The sequence below is a fragment of the Paraburkholderia heleia NBRC 101817 genome (assembly GCF_000739775.1).
GTDB lineage: Bacteria > Pseudomonadota > Gammaproteobacteria > Burkholderiales > Burkholderiaceae > Paraburkholderia > Paraburkholderia heleia.
The window spans coordinates 1-20,089 of record NZ_BBJH01000033.1 but is presented as its reverse complement, the minus strand read 5'-3'; the positions used below and the strand labels follow the sequence as shown (position 1 = coordinate 20,089).

At 66.3% G+C, this 20,089-nt stretch carries 19 protein-coding genes; 5 read left to right on the top strand and 14 right to left on the bottom strand.

Annotated features, from left to right (window positions below; genetic code table 11):
* Positions 1 to 38: 38 nt before the first annotated feature.
* The 3 genes from BHE01S_RS25275 to BHE01S_RS25265 are packed head-to-tail and all read right to left on the bottom strand — an operon-like array spanning position 39 to position 2,480.
* Positions 39 to 440 carry a DUF2486 family protein gene (locus tag BHE01S_RS25275; RefSeq protein WP_052406097.1) on the bottom strand — a complete coding sequence of 134 codons (402 nt, stop codon included), beginning with the start codon at positions 438 to 440 and terminating at the stop codon, positions 39 to 41.
* 59 nt (positions 441 to 499) lie between these two features.
* On the bottom strand, positions 500 to 916 hold the full coding sequence (locus BHE01S_RS25270; RefSeq protein ID WP_042268766.1) for a DNA polymerase III subunit chi: 417 nt from the start codon (positions 914 to 916) through the stop codon (positions 500 to 502).
* 52 nt (positions 917 to 968) lie between these two features.
* A complete protein-coding gene (locus tag BHE01S_RS25265; protein WP_042268765.1) occupies positions 969 to 2,480 on the bottom strand; it encodes a leucyl aminopeptidase in 1,512 nt (503 codons plus the stop codon).
* 134 nt (positions 2,481 to 2,614) lie between these two features.
* On the opposite strand from BHE01S_RS25265, the gene lptF reads away from it, so the two are divergent.
* The 3 genes from lptF to BHE01S_RS25250 are packed head-to-tail and all read left to right on the top strand — an operon-like array spanning position 2,615 to position 5,299.
* Positions 2,615 to 3,715, top strand: coding sequence for an LPS export ABC transporter permease LptF (gene lptF / locus BHE01S_RS25260; protein WP_042268764.1), 1,101 nt, complete (start codon positions 2,615 to 2,617; stop codon positions 3,713 to 3,715).
* 15 nt (positions 3,716 to 3,730) lie between these two features.
* Positions 3,731 to 4,879 carry an LPS export ABC transporter permease LptG gene (gene lptG, locus BHE01S_RS25255; RefSeq protein ID WP_042268763.1) on the top strand — a complete coding sequence of 383 codons (1,149 nt, stop codon included), beginning with the start codon at positions 3,731 to 3,733 and terminating at the stop codon, positions 4,877 to 4,879.
* Between the two features lie 42 nt (positions 4,880 to 4,921).
* Positions 4,922 to 5,299 (top strand): sirohydrochlorin chelatase, encoded by a 378-nt coding sequence (locus BHE01S_RS25250; protein WP_042268762.1) that lies wholly within the window; start codon positions 4,922 to 4,924, stop codon positions 5,297 to 5,299.
* 75 nt (positions 5,300 to 5,374) lie between these two features.
* On the opposite strand, the gene cobA is transcribed toward BHE01S_RS25250, so the two are convergent.
* The 6 genes from cobA to BHE01S_RS25220 form a co-directional block, all read right to left on the bottom strand.
* Complete coding sequence (gene cobA, locus BHE01S_RS25245; protein WP_042268761.1) at positions 5,375 to 6,148, bottom strand: uroporphyrinogen-III C-methyltransferase; 774 nt, start codon at positions 6,146 to 6,148, stop codon at positions 5,375 to 5,377.
* Between the two features lie 54 nt (positions 6,149 to 6,202).
* Complete coding sequence (locus BHE01S_RS25240) at positions 6,203 to 7,519, bottom strand: sulfate adenylyltransferase subunit 1 (RefSeq protein WP_042268760.1); 1,317 nt, start codon at positions 7,517 to 7,519, stop codon at positions 6,203 to 6,205.
* 27 nt (positions 7,520 to 7,546) lie between these two features.
* Complete coding sequence (cysD, locus tag BHE01S_RS25235; protein WP_042268759.1) at positions 7,547 to 8,509, bottom strand: sulfate adenylyltransferase subunit CysD; 963 nt, start codon at positions 8,507 to 8,509, stop codon at positions 7,547 to 7,549.
* Positions 8,510 to 8,615: 106 nt separating this feature from the next.
* Positions 8,616 to 9,395 carry a phosphoadenylyl-sulfate reductase gene (locus BHE01S_RS25230; RefSeq protein WP_042268758.1) on the bottom strand — a complete coding sequence of 260 codons (780 nt, stop codon included), beginning with the start codon at positions 9,393 to 9,395 and terminating at the stop codon, positions 8,616 to 8,618.
* Positions 9,392 to 9,937 (bottom strand): DUF934 domain-containing protein, encoded by a 546-nt coding sequence (locus BHE01S_RS25225; RefSeq protein WP_042268757.1) that lies wholly within the window; start codon positions 9,935 to 9,937, stop codon positions 9,392 to 9,394. The genes BHE01S_RS25230 and BHE01S_RS25225 overlap by 4 nt, the downstream gene beginning before the upstream one ends.
* 30 nt (positions 9,938 to 9,967) lie before the next feature.
* Positions 9,968 to 11,647: a nitrite/sulfite reductase gene (locus BHE01S_RS25220; protein ID WP_042268756.1), complete on the bottom strand. Its 1,680-nt coding sequence runs from the start codon at positions 11,645 to 11,647 to the stop codon at positions 9,968 to 9,970.
* Positions 11,648 to 11,895: 248 nt separating this feature from the next.
* On the opposite strand from BHE01S_RS25220, the gene BHE01S_RS25215 reads away from it, so the two are divergent.
* Positions 11,896 to 12,837, top strand: a complete 942-nt coding sequence (locus BHE01S_RS25215) for a CysB family HTH-type transcriptional regulator (protein WP_042268755.1) — start codon at positions 11,896 to 11,898, stop codon at positions 12,835 to 12,837.
* 168 nt (positions 12,838 to 13,005) lie between these two features.
* A complete protein-coding gene (locus tag BHE01S_RS25210) occupies positions 13,006 to 14,172 on the top strand; it encodes an ABC transporter substrate-binding protein (protein ID WP_084069194.1) in 1,167 nt (388 codons plus the stop codon).
* Positions 14,173 to 14,202: 30 nt separating this feature from the next.
* Here the strand turns inward: BHE01S_RS25210 and BHE01S_RS25205 are convergent, their stop codons facing one another.
* The 5 genes from BHE01S_RS25205 to BHE01S_RS25185 form a co-directional block, all read right to left on the bottom strand.
* A complete protein-coding gene (locus BHE01S_RS25205; RefSeq protein ID WP_245639857.1) occupies positions 14,203 to 15,351 on the bottom strand; it encodes a Gfo/Idh/MocA family protein in 1,149 nt (382 codons plus the stop codon).
* Positions 15,352 to 15,376: 25 nt separating this feature from the next.
* Complete coding sequence (locus BHE01S_RS25200; RefSeq protein ID WP_042268753.1) at positions 15,377 to 16,426, bottom strand: sugar phosphate isomerase/epimerase family protein; 1,050 nt, start codon at positions 16,424 to 16,426, stop codon at positions 15,377 to 15,379.
* A 14-nt stretch (positions 16,427 to 16,440) separates the two neighbouring features.
* The gene (locus tag BHE01S_RS25195) at positions 16,441 to 17,409 is read right to left on the bottom strand and encodes a substrate-binding domain-containing protein (RefSeq protein ID WP_042268752.1); all 969 of its coding nucleotides are present in this window, start codon (positions 17,407 to 17,409) and stop codon (positions 16,441 to 16,443) included.
* A 138-nt stretch (positions 17,410 to 17,547) separates the two neighbouring features.
* Positions 17,548 to 18,570 carry an ABC transporter permease gene (locus BHE01S_RS25190; protein ID WP_042268751.1) on the bottom strand — a complete coding sequence of 341 codons (1,023 nt, stop codon included), beginning with the start codon at positions 18,568 to 18,570 and terminating at the stop codon, positions 17,548 to 17,550.
* Positions 18,551 to 20,038: a sugar ABC transporter ATP-binding protein gene (locus BHE01S_RS25185; RefSeq protein ID WP_042268788.1), complete on the bottom strand. Its 1,488-nt coding sequence runs from the start codon at positions 20,036 to 20,038 to the stop codon at positions 18,551 to 18,553. The genes BHE01S_RS25190 and BHE01S_RS25185 overlap by 20 nt, the downstream gene beginning before the upstream one ends.
* Positions 20,039 to 20,089: the final 51 nt, after the last annotated feature.

Sequence of the window (20,089 nt, the reverse complement as noted above, 5' to 3'; positions counted from 1 at the left end):
GCGGCGGGTGACGGCTCGCCGCCGCACATTCAGGTGAATCAGGCCGAAGGGGCTCGCCCCGCGCGCGCCGCCAGCTCTTCGCGCACGGCGGCTTTCACCCAGTTCGTGAGTTCCGTTTCGAGCGCGAGACCGATTTCGCGCGACACCTGGCCCACGAGCCAGTTCGTATGCTCCTGCATTGCGGCGCTGCAGCGCGCCTCGATCACGGCGCGGCCTTCGCCGGTGAGCCAGGTCAGGCAGCGGCCGCGCAGGCGCTCGACGAGCGCTTCGGCGTCGTGCGCGAACAGGCCCTCCTCGCGCTCGGCCACGGCGGCCTGAACGGCAGCGGCCGTCGCGCTCTTCGCCTCCTCGACGTTGTGCGCGCGCAGCGGATTGCCCGCCACCATCACCTCGTTCAGGAGCGGAATCGCAGCATCTTCCGAATCATGCATGCCGGACATGTTGACCTCCATCGATCGGGGCAGTCGGCCTTGCGCCGGTACGCCTCGCGCGTCCGGCCTTAGCCGCCCTGCCTGTAGTTGTTGAGCGCGTAACCGCGGTCGCGGTAGAAACGATAGCGCTCGCGGCCCGACGCGAGTTCGTCGGGCGCATCGCCAATCACTTCGAGCAGGCGCTCGAAGCGTGCGAACTGTGGCGGAACCTGGGCGCCGAGATTGAGCAGCACACGATGATGCGGCGCACGCTCGAGATCCGCTGCCAGCACGATGGGCGATTCGCCCGCGTGCGAGCTGTCGGCCATGCAGTGCGGCACGAAGTCGAGCGACGAAAAGGTCCACAACATTTCGTCGAACGCACGCAGGCGCGCGGGCTCGGCCAGCACCACCGCCTGCTGGCCCGCCTGATACGCCTTGCGCGCGAGGCGGCACGCATACAGCAGCGAGTCGCCGACGTTCGTGTGGAAATCGATGCGCGTCATGCCCACACCACTTTACACACCGTCAAGCGGGCAGCAATCGCCATACCTGCCCTCATTGTCCGGCGCGATCGATCAGGAACTGGGCGAGCAGCGGCACCGGACGGCCCGTCGCCCCCTTGGCCGCGCCGCTCTTCCACGCCGTGCCCGCGATGTCGAGGTGCGCCCACGGGTATTTTTCGGTGAAACGCGAGAGGAAGCACGCCGCCGTCACGCTGCCCGCCGGACGCCCGCCGATGTTGGCGAGATCGGCGAAGTTCGACTTGAGCTGGTCCTGATACTCGTCGTCGAGCGGCAGGCGCCAGGCCGGATCGTTCGCTTCGCGCGAGGCGTCGAGCAGCTCGCCTGCAAGTGCGTCGTCCTTCGAGAAGAGGCCGCTGTTGTGATGGCCGAGCGCGATGATGCAGGCGCCCGTGAGCGTGGCGATGTCGACCACCGCGGCCGGCTTGAAGCGCTCGGCGTAGGTGAGCGCATCGCACAGGATCAGGCGGCCTTCGGCGTCGGTGTTGAGCACTTCGACCGTGAGGCCCGCCATCGTCGTGACAATGTCGCCCGGCTTCGTGGCGTTGCCCGCGGGCATGTTCTCGCAGGTCGGAATGATGCCGATCACGTTGAGCTTGAGCCCCATTTCGGCGACCGCGCGGATCGTGCCGAGCACCGAGCCCGCGCCGCACATGTCGTACTTCATCTCGTCCATGCCCTCGCCCGGCTTGAGCGAAATGCCGCCGGTGTCGAACGTGATGCCCTTGCCGACCAGCACGATGGGCGCGGCCTTGGCGCTTGCGCCCTGATAGTGCAGCACGATGAACTGCGGCGGCTCGACCGAACCCTTCGTGACCGAAAGAAACGAGCCCATCTTGAGCGTCTCGATCTGACGCTGGCCGAGCACCTCGACCTTGAGCTTCCAGTCGCGCGCGAGCTTCTTGGCCGTGGCCGCGAGATAGGTCGGCGTGCAGACGTTGCCCGGCAGATTGCCGAGGTCGCGCGTCAGGTCCATGCCGTTGGCGAGCGCGACAGCCTGCTTGGCGGCGAGCCTGGCGCCCTTCTCGTCGGCGGCGTCGATGCTGAAGACCACGCGCTTCAAGGCCCGCTGCGAGACGTCGGGCTTGCTCTTCATCTGCGTGAAGCGATAGGTCTCGTTGCGCAGCGCGAGAATGGCGGTGCGCACGCCCCAGTCGCCCGTGCGCTCCTTCACCGGCAATTGCGCGAGGGTGAAGGTGGCCTGTGCGATTTTCGTGCCGAGGATCGCGCGCCAGGCGGCCTTGACCGCGTCGCCGTAAGCCTTCTGGCCGAACGCGTCCTGCTTGCCGAGACCCACGAGCAGCACGCGCGAGGCGCCGATGCCGCTCACCTCCGGCAGGAACAGCGTGGAGCCGGCCTTGCCGTCGATGTCGCCGGCCTTGACGACGCGCGCGATTGCGCCGCCAATGGCGCTGTCGATCGCGAACGCCGGTCCCGAGAGCGTTTGCGCCTCGAACACGCCGACCACGACACAATCCGACTTGCCGCTCAGGAAGGGGCCTTCCCCGCCTTTGCTCCAGTCACAGGCTTTTATGCTAAAGTCCATCGCGCTTGTCCTCGGATAAAATCAGGGCTTAGGATGAAAGCCGCAATTATCCGCTATTTTTCCCGCGGCGGCTCCTGGGCGGTTGCGCGAGCTGCGCGCCTCCCGGCACGGGCCGCCCGCCCTGTCCATCAAGAATGATCTTCGAACGTTCCCTGCAGCGCGAACTCGCGTACACGGCCGGCGCCGTGTTCATGGTTCTGCTCACGATCATGCTGACGACGATGATGATCCGCATCGTCGGCTTCGCCGCGTCCGGTCAGATCGACCCGCGCGACGTGCTGGTGCTGATCGGACTCACCGTGATCGGCTACATGGCCGTCATGCTCATCGTCACGCTGTTCGTGTCGATCCTGTTCGTCCTCACGCGCTGGTACAAGGATTCCGAAATGGTCGTGTGGCTCTCCTCCGGGGTGAGCCTCACGCGCCTGATCAAACCGGTCGCCACCTTTGCCGCGCCGATCATCCTGCTCATCGTGTTCTTCGCGTTCATCGGCTGGCCGTGGTCGAATGCGCAAAGCAAGCTCATTCGCGCGCGCTTCCAGCAGCGCGACGAAGTCTCGCTGCTCGCGCCCGGCCAGTTCCGCGAGTCGCCCACCACGCACCGCGTATTCTTCATCGAGAGCATGAGCCCCGATCAGGCCCGTGTGGAGAACGTGTTCGTCACGAGCACGGAGAACGGCAAGGTGAGCGTGATCGTCTCGAAGACAGGCCACACCGAAACCATGTCGGGCGGCGACCGCTTCGTCGTGCTCGAAAACGGCCGCCGCTACGACGGCGAGCCCGGCCATCCGGACTTTCGCATCAGCGAGTTCCAGCGTTATGGCGTGAAGATCACGAGCCAGCCGCTCGTGAACACGCCTTCGGCGAGCACCACGTCCACGCCGGGCCTGTTGCGCCACCCGACGAACGACAACCTGGGCGAGCTCGCCTGGCGCGCCGGCCTGCCGCTCATCGCAATCAACCTGATGCTGCTCGGCATTCCGCTTGCCTACCAGAACCCGCGCCGCAGCCGCACGATCAATCTGGTGATGGCGGTGCTGATCTACCTCACCTATTCGAACCTGCTCAACGTCGTGCAGTCGCAGATCGAACAAGGCAAGATGTCCTTCGGTGTCGGTCTCGTTCTGCTGCACGCCGTGGTGCTCGCGCTCGTCGTGTTCATCTTCTGGATACGCGTGCGCAACCGGCCGCTCTTCACACGTGCGATGTTCCGGCGCGCCTCTCCTGGAAACTGAGAGGGAAACTGACCGATGCGCATCTACGAAAAATACTTTGCTCGCCAGGTCTACCTGACGTTCATCTTCATCCTGTTCGCCTTCTCGGGCCTGTTCTTCTTCTTCGACCTCATCAACGAACTGAACTCGGTCGGCCACGGCAACTACAAATTCCAGTACGCGGTGCTGCGCGTGGCGCTCCAGGCGCCTTCGCGGCTCTACGAGATCATCCCGGTCGCGGCGCTCATCGCCGCGATCTACGTGTTCGCGCAAATGGCCGCGAACTCCGAGTACACGATCTTTCGCGTGTCGGGCCTCGCCACCAACCAGGCGCTGCGCTCGCTGCTCAAGATCGGCGTGCCGCTCGTGCTGCTGACCTACCTGATCGGCGAAGTGGTCGGCCCTTACACCGACCAGCTCTCCGAGCGCGTGCGTCTCGAGGCGTTGGGCTCGGCCGTGTCGAGCAACTTCCAGTCGGGCGTGTGGGTGAAGGACACGCTCACCGCGCGCGCCGACGGGGAGCAGGTCACGCGCTTCGTGAACGTCGGCGAACTACTGCCCGACGCCACCATCACGAACGTGCGCATCTACGAATTCGATTCGCAATTCCGGCTCACCAACGTACGCCTCGCGAAGAGCGGCACGTTCCAGCCGCCGGGCCACTGGCTGCTCAAGGACGTGACCGACACGCAGCTCATTAGCGTGCCGCCGCCGCAGAACCAGCCGGTCGATGCGCTCGACCCGATCTATCGCGCCCAACAAACTTCGGCGCCCGAATACTCGCTGCGCTCGGAGCTCACGCCGAACATTCTCTCGGTGCTGCTCGTTTCGCCCGACCGGATGTCGATGTTCAACCTGTTCCGCTACATCCAGCATCTGACCGAGAACCATCAGGACGCGCAGCGCTACCAGATCGCGTTCTGGCGCAAGCTGCTCTACCCGTTCGCCGTGTTCGTGATGCTCGTGCTCTCGCTGCCGTTCGCGTATCTGCATACGCGCGCCGGCGTGGTGGGGATGAAGGTGTTCGGCGGCATCATGCTCGGCATGAGCTTCCAGCTCGTCAACACGCTGTTCTCGCACGTGGGTACACTGAACACCTGGCCCGCGCCGCTCACGGCGGCGACACCCGGGCTCATCTATCTCGTGGTTGGGCTCATCGGGCTCAAATGGGTCGACCGGCATTGATGTCGCCGGCGTTCGGCTGCGAATTCGCACAGGCTCGCAAGCATGGGCATGCACGGCATGATTCTCTTCGGCCACGGCGCGCGCGACGCGCGCTGGCAAGAGCCGTTTCAGCGCCTCGCCACGAGGCTCGCCGCCGCGCGCGGCGATGCGGGACCCGTTGGCCTCGCCTTTCTCGAACTCATGACGCCGAGCCTGCCCGACGCCATCGCCTCACAGGCCGCGGCAGGCTGCGACACGATCACGGTCGTGCCGGTGTTCTTCGGCCAGGGCGGCCACGTGCGGCGCGATCTGCCCGCGCTGATCGCGCAGTGCCAGAGCGAGCATCCGGATGTGCGCCTGCGTTGTGCGGGCGCTGTCGGCGAGGACGATGCGGTGCTCGATGCGATCGTGCGGTACTGCATCGAAAACGACCGCGACTAAACCGCTCACGCATAAGAAACGGGCTCGCTTCGCTGCGAGCCCGTTTTGCTTTGCTGCCCTGTTTCGCGTGGCGCTTCAGGCCGCGGCGCGACAGCCCCGTTGGTCGTCCTGCGCTTCGTCTTCGCGTTGCGCCTGCCCCGAGCGTTCGGCGAACGCATCGCCGATCATGAGCAGGCTCGGCTGCACCGGGTCGAGCCAGTCCTGCGCCTCACCCGCCGCGAGACCGGCCAGGGTCAGCGTGAGCGTGCGCTCGCGCGCGGTACTGCAGGCTTCGACGATCGCCACGGGCGTCGCGCCCGCGCGACCCGCCTCGATCAGCTGGCGCGCGATCTCGGGCGCGCTGTCGCGCCCCATGTAGAACACGAGCGAATCGGCGTTGACCCGCTCGCGAATCGCCTCGCTGCCCGCCGCGCGCGAATAGGTGGCGAGCGCAACGCTGCGCGCTACGCCGCGCAGCGTGAGCGAGCGTTGCAGCGTCGCCGCGCTCGCCAGCGCCGCCGTGATGCCCGGCACGATTTCGAATTCGATGCCGGCGGCTTCGAGCGCGCGCATTTCCTCGTCGGCACGGCCGAACAGCATCGGGTCGCCGCCCTTCAGGCGCACGACCACGGCGTGCTCGCGCGCCGCATCGACGAGTTGCTTGTTGATGAAGTGCTGCGCCGTGGAGCGCTGCCCGCAGCGCTTGCCGACCGCGATGAACTTCGCGGTGCGTGGCGCGTACTCGAGCATGGCCGGCTCGACGAGCGCGTCGTGCAGCACCACGTCGGCGCTCGCGAGCAGCCGTGCGCCGCGCACCGTGATGAGGTCCGCTGCGCCCGGTCCCGCGCCGATCAGATATACCTTACCCATTTGCTTCGAATCCATTGGTTGCGGCCGCGCGCGGCCGCAATCTCGCGCAGCGCCTTACGCCGAGAACGCGCGGATCATGCCCGCGGCCACCGTGTGATGCGTCGCCTCGTCGATCAGCACGAATGCGCCGGTGCCAGGATTCGCATCATACGGGTCGCAGACGAGCGGCTTCTGCAGGGAGAGCGCCACGCGGCCGATATCGTTCATCGCGAGTTCGTGGCGGTCGGTGGCGTGCGAGAGCGTATGCACGTCGAGCACCTGCCTGACCGCACCGATCTTCGCGAACACCGTGCTCGTGGTCTGCTTGAGCAGGTACTTGCGCTGCGGCGAGAGCGGCTCGTCGTCGAACCAGCAGAGGTCCGCTTCGAGCTTCTTCGCCGGCTGCGCAGCATCGGCCGCGGGCACGAAGGTGTCGCCGCGCGAAACGTCCACGTCTTCGGCGAGACGGATCGTGACGGTCTGGCCCGCGAACGCGCGGTCGACCTGCGCGGTGCCGCCCGGCACCGGTGCGATGATTTCCGCAACCGTCGCGCTGCGGCCGGCCGGCAGCACCGAGATGGCGTCGCCGAGCTTCACTTCGCCCGCTTCGATACGGCCCATGTAGCCGCGGAAGTCGTCGGCGCTGGAGCCGTCCTGGCGCGCGACCCACTGCACCGGAAAGCGCAGCGCTTCGCCCGTGGCCTGCGCGAGCGGCAGTTGTTCGAGCACGTCGAGGAGCGGCTCGCCCGCGTACCACGGCATGCGCTCGCTCGCGGCCACGATATTGTCGCCCTTGAGCGCCGAAACCGGCACGAAACGCACGTCGTTGAGGCCGAGCTGGCGCGTGAGCGCGACATAGGCTTCGCGGATCAGATTGAACGTCGCTTCGCTGTAGTCGACGAGATCCATCTTGTTGATCGCGACGATCACGTGCTGCAGGCCCAGCAGCTTGACGATGGCGCTGTGGCGCTTGGTTTGCGGCAGCAGTTGCGTCACGCCGTTTTCGACCGTCACGCGCGTGGGATCGATCAGGATGATCGCGGCGTGCGCGGTGGAGGCGCCCGTCACCATGTTGCGCGTGTACTGCTCGTGGCCCGGCGTGTCGGCGATGATGAACTTGCGTCTGGCCGTGGCGAAGTAGCGATACGCCACGTCGATCGTGATGCCCTGCTCGCGTTCGGCTTCAAGCCCGTCGGTGAGCAGCGACAGGTCGATCTCGTCGCCCACCGTGCGCTTGTTCTTCGCCCGCGAGAGCGCGGAGAGCTGATCGCTCAGAACCGCCTTGCTGTCGTACAGCAGGCGGCCGATCAACGTGCTCTTGCCGTCGTCCACACTGCCCGCCGTGATGAAGCGCAGCACGCCGAGGTCTTCAGGTTGATGCGTCGTAACCATGTCTAATCTTTCCTCTTCGCGTGCTCTTCAGAAATAACCTTGCTTCTTGCGCTGTTCCATCGCGGCTTCCGACGCCTGGTCGTCCATGCGCGTCGCACCGCGTTCCGTGATCTCGGTCACGGCCGTCTCGGCGATGATCTTCTCGACGTTGTCGGCATCGCTCGCCACCGGGCACGTGCAGCTGATGTCGCCCACGGTGCGAAAACGCACCTGCGCCATTTCGCTGACTTCGCCTTCCTTCATCGGCGTGAGGGGCGTGACCGGCACGAGCAGGCCGTTGCGGCGCACGATCTCGCGCTGGTGCGCGTAGTAGATCGACGGCAGTTCGAGCTTCTCGCGCTCGATGTATTGCCACACATCGAGTTCCGTCCAGTTCGAGATCGGGAACACGCGCAGGTGCTCGCCCTTGTGCAGGCGTGCGTTGTACAGGCTCCAGAGTTCCGGGCGCTGCGCTTTCGGGTCCCACTGGCCGAATTCGTCGCGAAACGAGAAGATGCGCTCCTTCGCGCGGGCCTTCTCTTCGTCGCGGCGCGCACCGCCGATCATCGCCGTGTAGCCGTATTCCTCGATGGTTTCCAGCAGCGTGACCGCTTGCGCGGCGTTGCGCGAATCGGTTTCGCGGCGCAGGCGCACGGTGCCGCGCCTGATCGAATCTTCCACGTGACCGACTACGAGTTGCGCGCCGATTTCGGCTGCGCGGCGATCGCGGAAGTCGATCACCTCCTCGTAGTTGTGGCCCGTGTCGATGTGCACGAGCGGGAACGGCAGCGTGGTCGTGCGGTTCGCGCCGAGGCCAAAGGCCTTGAGTGCGAGCGCCAGCACGACGACCGAGTCCTTGCCGCCCGAGAACAGCAGCGCCGGCTTGCTGCATTCGGCGACGAGTTCACGCAGGATGTGGATCGACTCGGCTTCGAGCCAGTCGAGATGATCCATGCGGTTCGCCGTGACCTGGAGCGGCGCGTTCACTGCTGAGTCGAGCGTGGTGCTCATGTTCGGATCCTTCGTTGATTCGCGCCCTTTTTACGGGGCGCGCAGTACTCGGTATGCGGTATGCAGTAGCGCGCCGGTCTTCACGACGGCGCGACAAGCTTGAATCTTAGTTCGCCTGGCCGATTGACGACACTTCGGACGACACTTCGACGACCGGAATGGCCGACACGGACGTGATGTGCAAGCCACATTCCTTCGTGTCGCGCGATTCCCACCACCAGCGGCCCGCGCGGCTGTCTTCGCCGGGACGGATGGCGCGCGTGCAGGGCTCGCAGCCGATGCTCGGGTAGCCGCGCGCGTGCAGCGGGTTCACGGGCACGTCATTGGCGCGCAGGTAGGCCCAGACCTCGGTTTCGGTCCAGTCCGCGAGCGGATTGAACTTGTCGATGTTGCGCGCTTCGTCGCGTTCTTCCTCGTGCAGCTCTGCGCGCGTGACCGACTGCTCGCGGCGCTGACCCGTGACCCAGGCGGAAACGTTCGAGAGCGCGCGGTTCAGCGGCTCGACCTTGCGGATTTCGCAGCAGCGCTTGCGCAGATCGACGCTCTCGTAGAACGCGTTCAGGCCGTGCTGGGCGGCGTATTCGTCCACCGCGTCCTGCTGCGGATGAAACTGCTCGATCTCGTAGCCGTAGCGCTCGCGCACCACGTCGATCATGCCGAGCGTTTCGGCGTGCAGGCGGCCGGTATTCAGCGAGAAGATGCCGATTTTCACGCCGCGCGAAAGAATCGCGTGCGTGAGCAGCATGTCTTCGGCTGCGAGGCTGCTGGCCAGCTTCACGTTGGCGTGACGCGCCGCGATCGAATCGAGCAGCGCGTCGAGGCGCCCGATCTTCGCCTGCAGGTCGGCCGTGATCGCGTTCGCGACCGGGGTTGCGTCGATCGTCATGCTGCCGAACCCTGTTGCGCCTGTTGAGCCAGACGGCGGCGGAACAGCGGCGACGGCTCGTCGAACGCACCCTGGTACTGCACCGTGAACTCCGTGAACGCCTTCAGCGCGTCGTGGATGTCCTTGTCGGCGCGCACGGCGAACGCATCGAAGCCGCAGCGCTCGTGAAAGCGCAACTGATCGCGCAGCACGTCGCCGATCGCGCGCAGCTCGCCCTTGTAGCCATGGCGCTCGCGCAGCAGACGGCCGATCGAGAAGCCGCGGCCATCGCGGAACACGGGGAAATCCACGCCGATCACCGCGAGCCGGTCGAAGTCTGCGGCAATCTCGGCCGGTTCGCTGTCCGGCGCGAGCCACACGCCGAGTTCGTCCCGGCCGCGCGAAGCGACGAGCGCATCGCGCTGCGCCTGCCAGTAAGCGAGCGGTACCAGCACCTTGCCCGCGGGCAGCGCGGCAACCTCGGGCAATGCGCCGTCTTCGGCCGCACGCACGACTTGCCAGTTGTCTTCAACGATCTCGCGTTTTTTGATGATCAATGCCATTGCTCGAATCCCGTAATCTCGTTGCGTACCTTAAGCGTGAGCCGGCTGGCGCGATGCATACACGCGCTCCTTGAACGGCGCGATGCCGACGCGGTCGTACGTGTCGATGAAGCGCTCGCCGTCGATGCGCAGCTCGACGAACGTGTCGACCACCTTCTGGATCACGTCGGGCATCTCCTCCGCCGAGAACGACGGGCCGATCACGCGACCAAGGCGCGCGCCATTGGCGCCGTTGCCCTGCTCGCCGCCGAGCGACACCTGGTACCACTCCGCGCCGTCCTTGTCGACGCCCAGAATGCCGATGTTGCCGACGTGGTGGTGACCGCACGAGTTCATGCAACCCGAGATGTTAAGCGACAGGTCGCCCAGGTCGTAGACGAAATCGAGGTTGTCGAAGCGCTCCTGAATGGCCAGCGCGATGGGGATCGACTTCGCATTCGCGAGCGAGCAGAAGTCGCCGCCCGGGCACGCGATGATGTCGGTCAGCAGGCCGATGTTCGCGGTCGCGAAACCCTGTGCCTTCGCCTTTTCCCACAGTGCGAACAGGTCGCGCTTCTTCACGTCGGCGAGGATCAGGTTCTGCTCGTGCGAGACGCGGATCTGGCCGAACGAGTATGCGTCGGCCCAGTCGGCCACGGCTTCCATCTGCGCGTCGGTGGCGTCGCCCGGCGCGATGTCGCGCGGCTTGAGCGAGAGTGTGACCGACGCGTAGCCCGGCACGCGGTGCGGGCGCACGTTGCGCTCGACCCAGCGCGCGAACGCGCGGTTTTCCAGCAGATGCTTTTCGTACGACGTATCCGTGTCGGCGAGCTTGTCATATGCCGGCGGCGCGAAGTACTGCGAGACGCGCTCGACTTCTTCCTGCGTGAGCGTCGAGGGGCCGTCCTTCAGGTGCTGCCATTCTTCTTCGACCTGCTCGGCGAACTTCGCCGGCGAGAGCGCCTTCACGAGGATCTTGATGCGAGCCTTGTACATGTTGTCGCGGCGGCCGTAGCGGTTGTACACGCGCAGCACGGCTTCGCAGTAGGTCAGCAGGTGCTGCCACGGCAGGTCGCGCTTGATGATGGCGCCGACAATGGGCGTGCGGCCGAGGCCGCCGCCCGCGAGGATGCTCGCGACGATCTCGCCCTTCTCGTTACGGTCGAGGTAGACGCCCAGATCGTGGATCTGCACGGCGGCGCGGTCTTCCTTCGTGCCGGAAACGGCGATCTTGAACTTGCGCGGCAGCCACGCGAATTCGGGGTGGAACGTCGACCACTGGCGCAGGATTTCGGACCACGGGCGCGGATCGACGACTTCGTCGGGCGCGACGCCCGCGAACTGGTCGGCGGTGATGTTGCGGATGCAGTTGCCCGAAGTCTGGATGCCGTGCATCTGCACCGAAGCCAGCTTGCGCAGGATTTCCGGCGTCTCCTCGAGCTTGATCCAGTTGTACTGGATGTTCGAGCGCGTCGAGAAGTGGCCGTAGCCGCGGTCGTGCTCGCGCGCGATCGTGGCGAGCATGCGCAGCTGGTCGCTGCGCAGGTTGCCGTACGGAATCGCGATGCGGTGCATGTAGGCGTGGCGCTGGTAGTACAGGCCGTTTTGCAGGCGCAGCGGACGGAACTCTTCTTCGCTCAATTCGCCCGAGAGGCGCCGGCGGACCTGGTCGCGGTACTGCGCGACGCGCTCGTCGACGATGGTCTGGTCGTACTGATCGTATTGGTACATTCGGGGACCCCAGGGTTTGGTTCAATCGCGGCGTTCCGGTTACGCCGCGCTCCGACTTCTCGACTTCGCTCTTTCCGCTCTGTCCTGCCTCCCGCAAGGCGGCCGCGCCTTCAATCGCGCCGGTCATTTGCTAATGACCAAAACAGATATCCATATTGGAAAAGTTGGAGGAATGGTAATAAACTCGCCTTATATTTCAAACGACTCAAAAATCAGGTCGATATGCACACAGGTTATAAGGGTTATCTATGAACCTGCACCAGTTCCGCTTCGTGCGCGAGGCGGTACGCCAGAACTTCAACCTCACCGAAGCGGCCAAGGCACTGTATACGAGCCAGCCGGGCGTCTCGAAGGCGATCATCGAGCTGGAGGACGAGCTTGGGGTCGAAATCTTTACACGCCACGGCAAGCGCGTGCGCTCGCTCACCGAACCGGGCCGGATCATCCTCGCCTCGGTGGAGCGCATTCTGCAGGAGGTGGAGAGCCTCAAGCGCGTGGGCAAGGACTATGCGGCGCAGGACCAGGGCAACCTCACCATCGCCGCTACGCACACGCAGGCGCGCTACTCGCTGCCCGCCGCCATTGCCGAGTTCAAGCGGCGCTTTCCGAAGGTGCACCTGTCGATCCTGCAAGGCAGCCCGACGCAGGTCGCGGAAATGGTGCTCCATGACCAGGCGGATCTGTGCATCGCGACCGAGGCGATCTCCGGCTACAAGGAACTGGTGTCGCTGCCCTGCTTCACGTGGCATCACGTGGCGGTGATGCCGCCCGACCATCCGCTGCTCGAGCGCAAGCCGCTTTCGCTCGACGATCTGGCCCAATACCCGCTGATCACCTACGACAATGCGTTCGCCGGGCGTACCAAGATCAACGACGCGTTCCGCCTGCGCGGCCTCTCGCCCGACATCGTGCTGGAAGCCATCGACGCCGACGTGATCAAGACCTATGTCGAACTGGGCCTGGGCGTAGGGATCATGGCGGACATCGCCTTCAACGCCGAGCGCGACCGGCACCTGCGCGCGGTGCCCGTGGGGCATCTGTTCGGCAGCAACGTCACGCGCGTCGCGCTCAAGCAGGGCGCTTACCTGCGCAGCTATGTGTATACGCTCGTCGAACTGCTTTCGCCGAGCCTGAACCGCAAGCTCATCGAGCAGGCGCTCAAGGGCGAGCACGAGACTTACGAATTGTAGCAGCCCGTTTTGCCGTCGTTTTTGCCCCCGTTTTGACCATGACCGGGCCGCGCTGAAAGAAAAATCAGACAAAACTCGCAATACAACAATGTCACTTCTCGCCTGCTTTGCATGGGATCAGAGTAAGGCGCTGAAGTGCCCACTCTGATCCGACAGGAGACTCACCGGATGAAGCTGTATACGCTTTTGCGCCCGCTCGCCGCGGCTGCCGCCCTTGCCGCTGCCGCCTTCGCCCCGGCGGCCCACGCCGACATCAAGGTCGGCATCGACCTCTCGAGCACGGGGCCTGCGGCCGCCATCGGCATCACGAGCAAGAACGCCATGCTGATGTGGCCCGACACGATCGCGGGCCAGAAGGCCGACTACATCGTGCTCGACGACGGCTCGGACCCGGGCGCCGCCGTGCGCAACATCCACAAGCTCATCAACGAAGATCACGTGGACGTGATCGTCGGGCCGAATATCACGCCGGCGGCCCTCGCGGCGCTCGACCCGGTGGCGCAAGGCAGGACGCCGATGATCACGCTGGTCGGCTCGGGCTCGGTGGTCGAGCCGCAGCAGGGCGCGCGCGTGTGGGCCTTCAAGATGGCGCAGACCGATGCCGCCATGGCTGACGTCATGACGCGCTACATGGCCGCGCACGGTGTGAAGAGCGTGGGCTTCATCGGCTTCGCCGATAGCTACGGCGACAGCTGGCTCAACGAATTCACGAAGTACGCGAAGGAACGCAACATCCAGATCGTGGCGACCGAGCGCTACAACCGCACCGACGCCAGCGTGACGGGCCAGATTCTCAAGCTGATGGCGGCCAGACCCGACGCCATGCTGATCGCCGGCGCAGGCACGCCGACCGTGCTGCCGCAACGCACGCTGATCGAACGCGGCTACAAGGGCCCGGTCTACCAGACGCACGGCATCGCCACGCCTGAATTCATCAAGCTGGGCGGCAAGGACGTGGAAGGCACCCTGTTCCCCACCCAGCCCGTGGTGGTGGCGCGCACGCTGCCCGCCGACCAGCCGGCGCAAAAGGCGGCGCTCGCCTTCGTCGATGCCTATGAGGCAAAGTACGGCCCGGGCACGGTCACGCAATTCGCAGGCGACGCGGCCGGCGTGTACCCGCGCCTGCAGGACGCGGTTGCCCGCGCGCTCAAGACCGCGCAGCCGGGCACGGAAGCGTTCCGCGTGGCGTTGCGCAGCGAGCTGGAGCACGCGCACGAAGTGGTCGTGCCCAACGGCATGGTCAACACGAGCCCGACGGACCACGTGGGCCTCGACCAGCGCGCGAGTGTGATGGGCACGGTGCGCGGGGGCAAGTTCGTGTATCTGGGGCAATAACCGCTTCGCTCAATTCATCCGCATGGCCAGTCACGGCCGCACGATGCTGCGCCAGGCACCGCCCGCCGCGCTGCTCGCGAGCACGGCCTCGATAAAGCGCAGCCCTTCCACGCCGTCGTCGACCGTCGTCAGCAGCCGGCTCGCGGGTGGCGCGGGCTCGCCGGCCTCGCGCGCGAGGATCTGCGCGGCGGCGTCGCGATAGAGTTGCGCGAACGCCTCCAGATAGCCTTCCGGATGCCCCGGCGGCACGCGCGTGGCGTGCCGTGCGGCGGCCCCTGTCACGCGGCCGCGCGTGAGGCGTTGCGCCGCGCCGCCCTGGGGCGTGAACCACAGCACGTTTGGCTCCTCCTGATCGAACGCGAGGCTCGCCTTCGTGCCATACACGCGCAGCCGCAACGCGTTCTCCGCCCCGCTCGCCACCTGGCTTGCCCACAGCATGCCGCGCGCGCCGTTGGCGTAGCGCAGCATGGCCTGCACATGATCGTCCACGCGGCGCCCGGGCACGAAGGTATGCACTTCGGCCGCGAGTGCTTGCGGCACGAGCCCGCTCACGAACGCCGCCAGCTGCCAGGCATGCGTGCCGATGTCGCCCAGACACCCCGCCGGCCCCGCGAGCGCCGGATCGGTGCGCCACATGGCCTGACGGTTCGCGCCGCCTGTCTCGACAGGAGTGGCGAGCCAATCCTGCGCGTACTCGACCTGCACGATGCGCACCTCGCCAATCTCACCCGCCTCGACCCGTTCACGCGCATCCCGCACGAGCGGATAGCCCGAATAGGTATGCGTGAGCGCGAACACGAGATTCGCGTCGCGCGCGTGTCGCGCGAGCGCTTCGCCCTCGGCGAGCGAGACCGCGAGCGGCTTGTCGCAGATCACGTGAATGCCCGCTTCCATGAACGCGTGCGCCACCGGCGCGTGCAGATGGTTCGGCGTGACGATGGCCACCGCGTCGATGCCATCCTCGCGCGCGCCTTCCACGCTCGCCATCTCGCGCCAGTGGTCATAGCTGCGCGCGAGGCCCAGTGCCTCGGCGCTCGACTGCGCGCGCGCCGCATCGGACGACAGTGCGCCCGCGACGAGTTCGAAACTATCATCGAGACGCGCCGCGATGCGATGCACGGCGCCGATGAACGCGCCCTCGCCGCCGCCGACCATCCCGAGCCTGAGTCTTCGAGTCATTGCGTGTCTCCTGCGAGCGTCGCGTTCAGAGGCCCAGCACGCCCTTCACCTGCGCCGCATCGACGCCGCTGCCCGCGAAGTCGTCGAACGCGTGCCCGGCCACGCGGATGAGGTGCCGCCTGATGTAATCGGCGCCTTCACGCGCGCCATCGTGCGGATGCTTGAGCGCGCACTCCCATTCGAGCACCGCCCAGCCCGGATAGTCGTACTGCGTGAGCTTCGAGAAGATCGCGCCGAAATCGATCTGCCCGTCGCCGAGCGACCGGAAGCGCCCCGCGCGCTCGACCCATCCGCTGTAGCCGCCGTACACGCCTTGCTTGCCCGTGGGGCGAAATTCCGCATCCTTCACATGAAAGGCCTTGATGCGCGCGTGATAGATGTCGATGAACGCCAGGTAATCGAGCTGCTGCAGCACGAAGTGGCTGGGGTCGTAGAGGATGTTCGCGCGCGGATGATCGTCCACCGCCGCGAGAAAGCGCTCGAACGTCACGCCGTCGTGCAGGTCCTCGCCCGGATGCAGTTCGTAGCAGACGTCCACGCCCGCCGCATCGAACGCGTCGAGAATCGGCCGCCAGCGGCGCGCGAGTTCATCGAAGGCGGTTTCGACGAGACCCGTGGGACGCTGCGGCCACGGATAGAAGTACGGCCAGGCGAGCGCGCCCGAAAACGTCACGTGCGCGACGAGCCCGAGGTTCTTCGAGGCGCGCGCGGCCAGCATCAACTGCTCGATGGCCCAGGCCGTGCGCGCTTCGCGGTTTGCCCGCACCTGCGGCGGCGCAAAGCCGTCGAACAGCGTGTCGTAGGCGGGATGCACGGCCACGAGCTGTCCCTGCAGATGCGTGGACAGCTCGGTGATCGTCACGCCCGCGTCGTCGGCCTGCTGGCGCAGGTCGTCGCAGTACGCCACGCTCGACGCCGCCTGCGCGAGATCGACGAGGCGCGCATCCGCGGGCACCTGGATGCCCTTGTAGCCGAGCTGGGCCGCCCAGCCGGCCATGTGCGCGAAGCTGTCGAACGGCGCGTCGTCGCCGAGAAACTGCGCGAGGAAAATCGCTGGGCCCTTGATCGTCTTCATCGCAAGGCCCGTCCTCAGAACGGCGAATCGGGGAAGTAGAACTGCTTCGCGTTTTCTTTGGTGATGAGCACCGAAGGGATGATCGTGGTGGGCGGCAGCGACTTGCCCTGCAAGCGGGCTTCGGCCGTGAGCTTGATCGCGTCGTAGATGAACTTCGGCGAATACGACACATCGGCCTTGATGAGCGGATCGCCGTCCATCACGCGCTTGACCATCTCCTTCGAACCCGCGCCGCCGAACACGATCTTGATGTCGTTGCGCTTGCCCTGGTCGATCGCCTTGAGCACGCCCACGGCCATGTCGTCGTCGGCGGCCCAGACGGCGTCGATGTGCCTGAAGCGCGTGAGGTAGTCCTGCATCGTGCGGAACGCGTCGTCGCGGTTCCAGTTCGCGTACTTGGCGTCGAGGATCTTGATGCCCGGATAGTGCTTCATCACCGACGTGAACGCGGTCCAGCGCTCGTTGTCGAGCGTCGTCGGAATGCCGCGCAGCGCGACGATGTCGCCCTTGCCGCCCAGCTGCTTCGCGAGGTATTCGGCGGGGATCCTGCCGAACGCGGTGTTGTCGCCCGCGACATAGGCATCCTGCGCGCTCGTGTCGGTCAGGCCGCGATCGACCACCGTCACGTACACGCCCTGCTTCTTCACCTGGGCAACCGGCTGCGTAAGCGACGCCGATTCATACGGGAAGATCACGAGCGCGTTGATCTTGTTGACCGTCACGAGGTCCTGCAGCTGGTTCGCCTGATCGGGCGCGTTCGCCGCCGTCTTGACGATGACCTTGAGGTCCGGGTGCGCCTTTTCGAGGTCCTTCTTCGCCTCGTTCGCCCACCAGACGATGCCGCCCGTGAAGCCATGGTCGGCCGTGGGAATCGCCACGCCCAGCGTGACCTTGTCGTCGGCGCGCGCCGCGCCCGCACCGAAGGTCGCCGCCACGCCAAGCGCCAGCGCGCCCGCACACATCGTTCGAATCATCTTCTTCATGATGCCGTCTCCTTTTCGTCCTTTGCGTCCTGTTGGTCCTTTGCGTCCTTGCCGTGCGCTCCCGCGCCCCTACCTGCGTTGCGTTTTCGCTGCCTCCTTCGACTTTCCCGCCGCCCTGCCAGCCCTGCTTCGACATCGTTACCGTCTGCCGCGCTGCAGGAAGGCCACCGCAATGATCGCCACGCCCTGCACCGCCGCGTTCAGATACACGCTGATGATGCTTGTGAGATTGAGAATATTGGCGATGACCGAGAGCAGCACCGCGCCGACCACGGTGCCCGCCACGCGCCCTTCGCCGCCCTTGAGCGCCGTGCCGCCCACCACCACGGCGGCGATCGCCTCCAGTTCCCACAACAGGCCCGTTGTCGGCGTGGCCGAGCCGAGGCGCGGCACATAGAGCACCGTCGCCACGCCCACGCACACGCCCAGCAGCACGTAGGTTGCGCACTTCACGCGATCGACGCGGATCGCTGCATAGCGCGCGACCTGCTCGTTCGAGCCGATCGCCTGGACGTGCCGCCCGAACGCCGTGCGGTTGAGAATGAGCGCGCCCCCCGCCGCCGTGAGCGCGAACACCCACACGGGCACCGGAATGCCAAAGAGGCTCGCGTAATAGACCGGCCCGTAGAGATCGACGAGATTGTTCTGCAGCGTGAGCGCGCCGCCGTCGGCAAGCCACGTGAGCACCGAGCGGAAGATGCCGAGCGTGCCGAGCGTCACGATGAAAGGCTCGATGCGCCCGCGCGTGATGAGCAAACCATGCGCGAGCCCGAAAACGGCGCCGAGCACGAGCGCGATCGCGATGCCGGTCGCGACGATCGCCAAAGGCGCAATCGCGTGTTCGCTCGCGGCCAGCGTATTCATCACCCAGATCATCACGCCCGCGATCAGCGCGGCCATCGAGCCGACCGACAGATCGATGCCGCCCGAAATGATCACGAACGTCATGCCCACGGAAATGATGCCGATGAACGAGGTGCGCGTGAGCACGTTGAGCAGGTTGCCGGCGGTGGCGAAATCGCGGTTGAGCAGCGTGCCGAGCACGCACAGCAGGATCAGGCCGATGAGCGGCCCGACGCCCGCGAGGCGGTGCACGAATCGCGCCGCGGCCGAGCGCGCGCCATGGCCTTCGGACGCCGCGTCAGTGGGTGCCGGTTGCATGGGCGATCAGCTCCTCTTCGTTCAGATGTTCGTGCCCGAGCGTGGCGGCGAGCCGGCCCGCGCGCATCACGGCCACGCGATGCGCGAGGCCGATCAGCTCGACCAGTTCGGACGAGATCACGACGACCGCGCGCCCCGAGGCCGCGAGCCGGTGGATCAGGAAATAGATGTCGCGCTTCGCGCCCACGTCCACGCCGCGCGTGGGCTCGTCGAGCACGATCACGCGCGGGTCGGGCTGCAGGAACTTGGCGAGCGCGAGCTTCTGCTGGTTGCCGCCCGAGAGCATGCGCGCACGGCTGTCGAGGTCGCCCGTGCGGATGCCGAATTCGCGCACCGCCTTCTCCAGTGCGCGGCGGCCCGCCTTGAGGTCGAGCAGCGGATGGCCGTAGCGCTCGAGCGTCATGAGCGTGAGGTTGTCCTGCAGCGTGAGGTTCATGTGCAGGCCGCGGCCTTTTCTGTCTTCGCTCAGGTACGTGAGGCCGTGGCGCATCGCGTCGCGCGGATGGCGCAGCGTCACGGCGCGCCCGTCGATCTCGACCTCGCCCGCCTGCTTGTGGCGCAGGCCCACGATCGCCTCGAACGCCTCGGTGCGCCCCGCGCCCACGAGTCCCGCGAAGCCGAGAATCTCGCCTGCGCGCACCTCGAAGCTCAGATCCTCGACCCAACCCGGCACGGCGAGATGCGTCACGCGCAGCGCGACGGGGGCAGTTTCGGGCACTGCGCCTTTCTCCGGAAACATGTCGGAGACGTCGCGGCCCACCATAAGATTCGCCATCTGCTGGCGCGCGAGCCCCGCCGTCGCGCTCGCGGCCACGAAGCGGCCGTCGCGCATCACGACCACGTCGTCGGTGATGCTTTCCACCTCGTCGAGCTTGTGCGAGATGTAGACGAGCGTCGTGCCGGATGCGCGCAGCTTCGTCATGAGCGCGAAAAGGCGCGCGGTTTCGGCGGGCGTGAGCGTGGCCGTGGGCTCGTCCATGATGAGCAGGCGCGCGTGCCGCGAGAGCGCCTTGGCGATCTCCACGAGCTGTTTTTCCGCGACGATGAGCTCGCGCACCTTCACGTCCGGGTCGCGCGCGAGGCCGACCTGCGCGAGCAGTTCGCGCGCTTCGCGGCGCATGGCGGCGTCGTCGACGAGCCAGCCTTTGCGCTTCTCGTGGCCGAGGAAGATGTTCTGCGCGATCGTCAGGTGCTCGGCCAGGTTGAACTCCTGGTGGATCAGCACGATGCCGGCGGCTTCGGCCTCGCGCGAGCCGTCGAAGCGGCGCGCCACGCCGTCCACCAGCATCTCGCCCGCGCTCGCGCTTTCGTAGCCCGAGAGAATCTTCATGAGCGTGGACTTGCCCGCGCCGTTCTCGCCCAGGAGGCCGTGAATGCGCCCCGGCGCGAGCTCGAAGCTCACGCCGTGCAGCACGCGCACGGGACCGAAGTCCTTGCGGATGTCGTTGAACTTCACGGCGACGCTCATGCGCGTGCGCTCCTCCAGTGGCCTGGTCGGCGGGCTGTGGCAGGCGGCTTG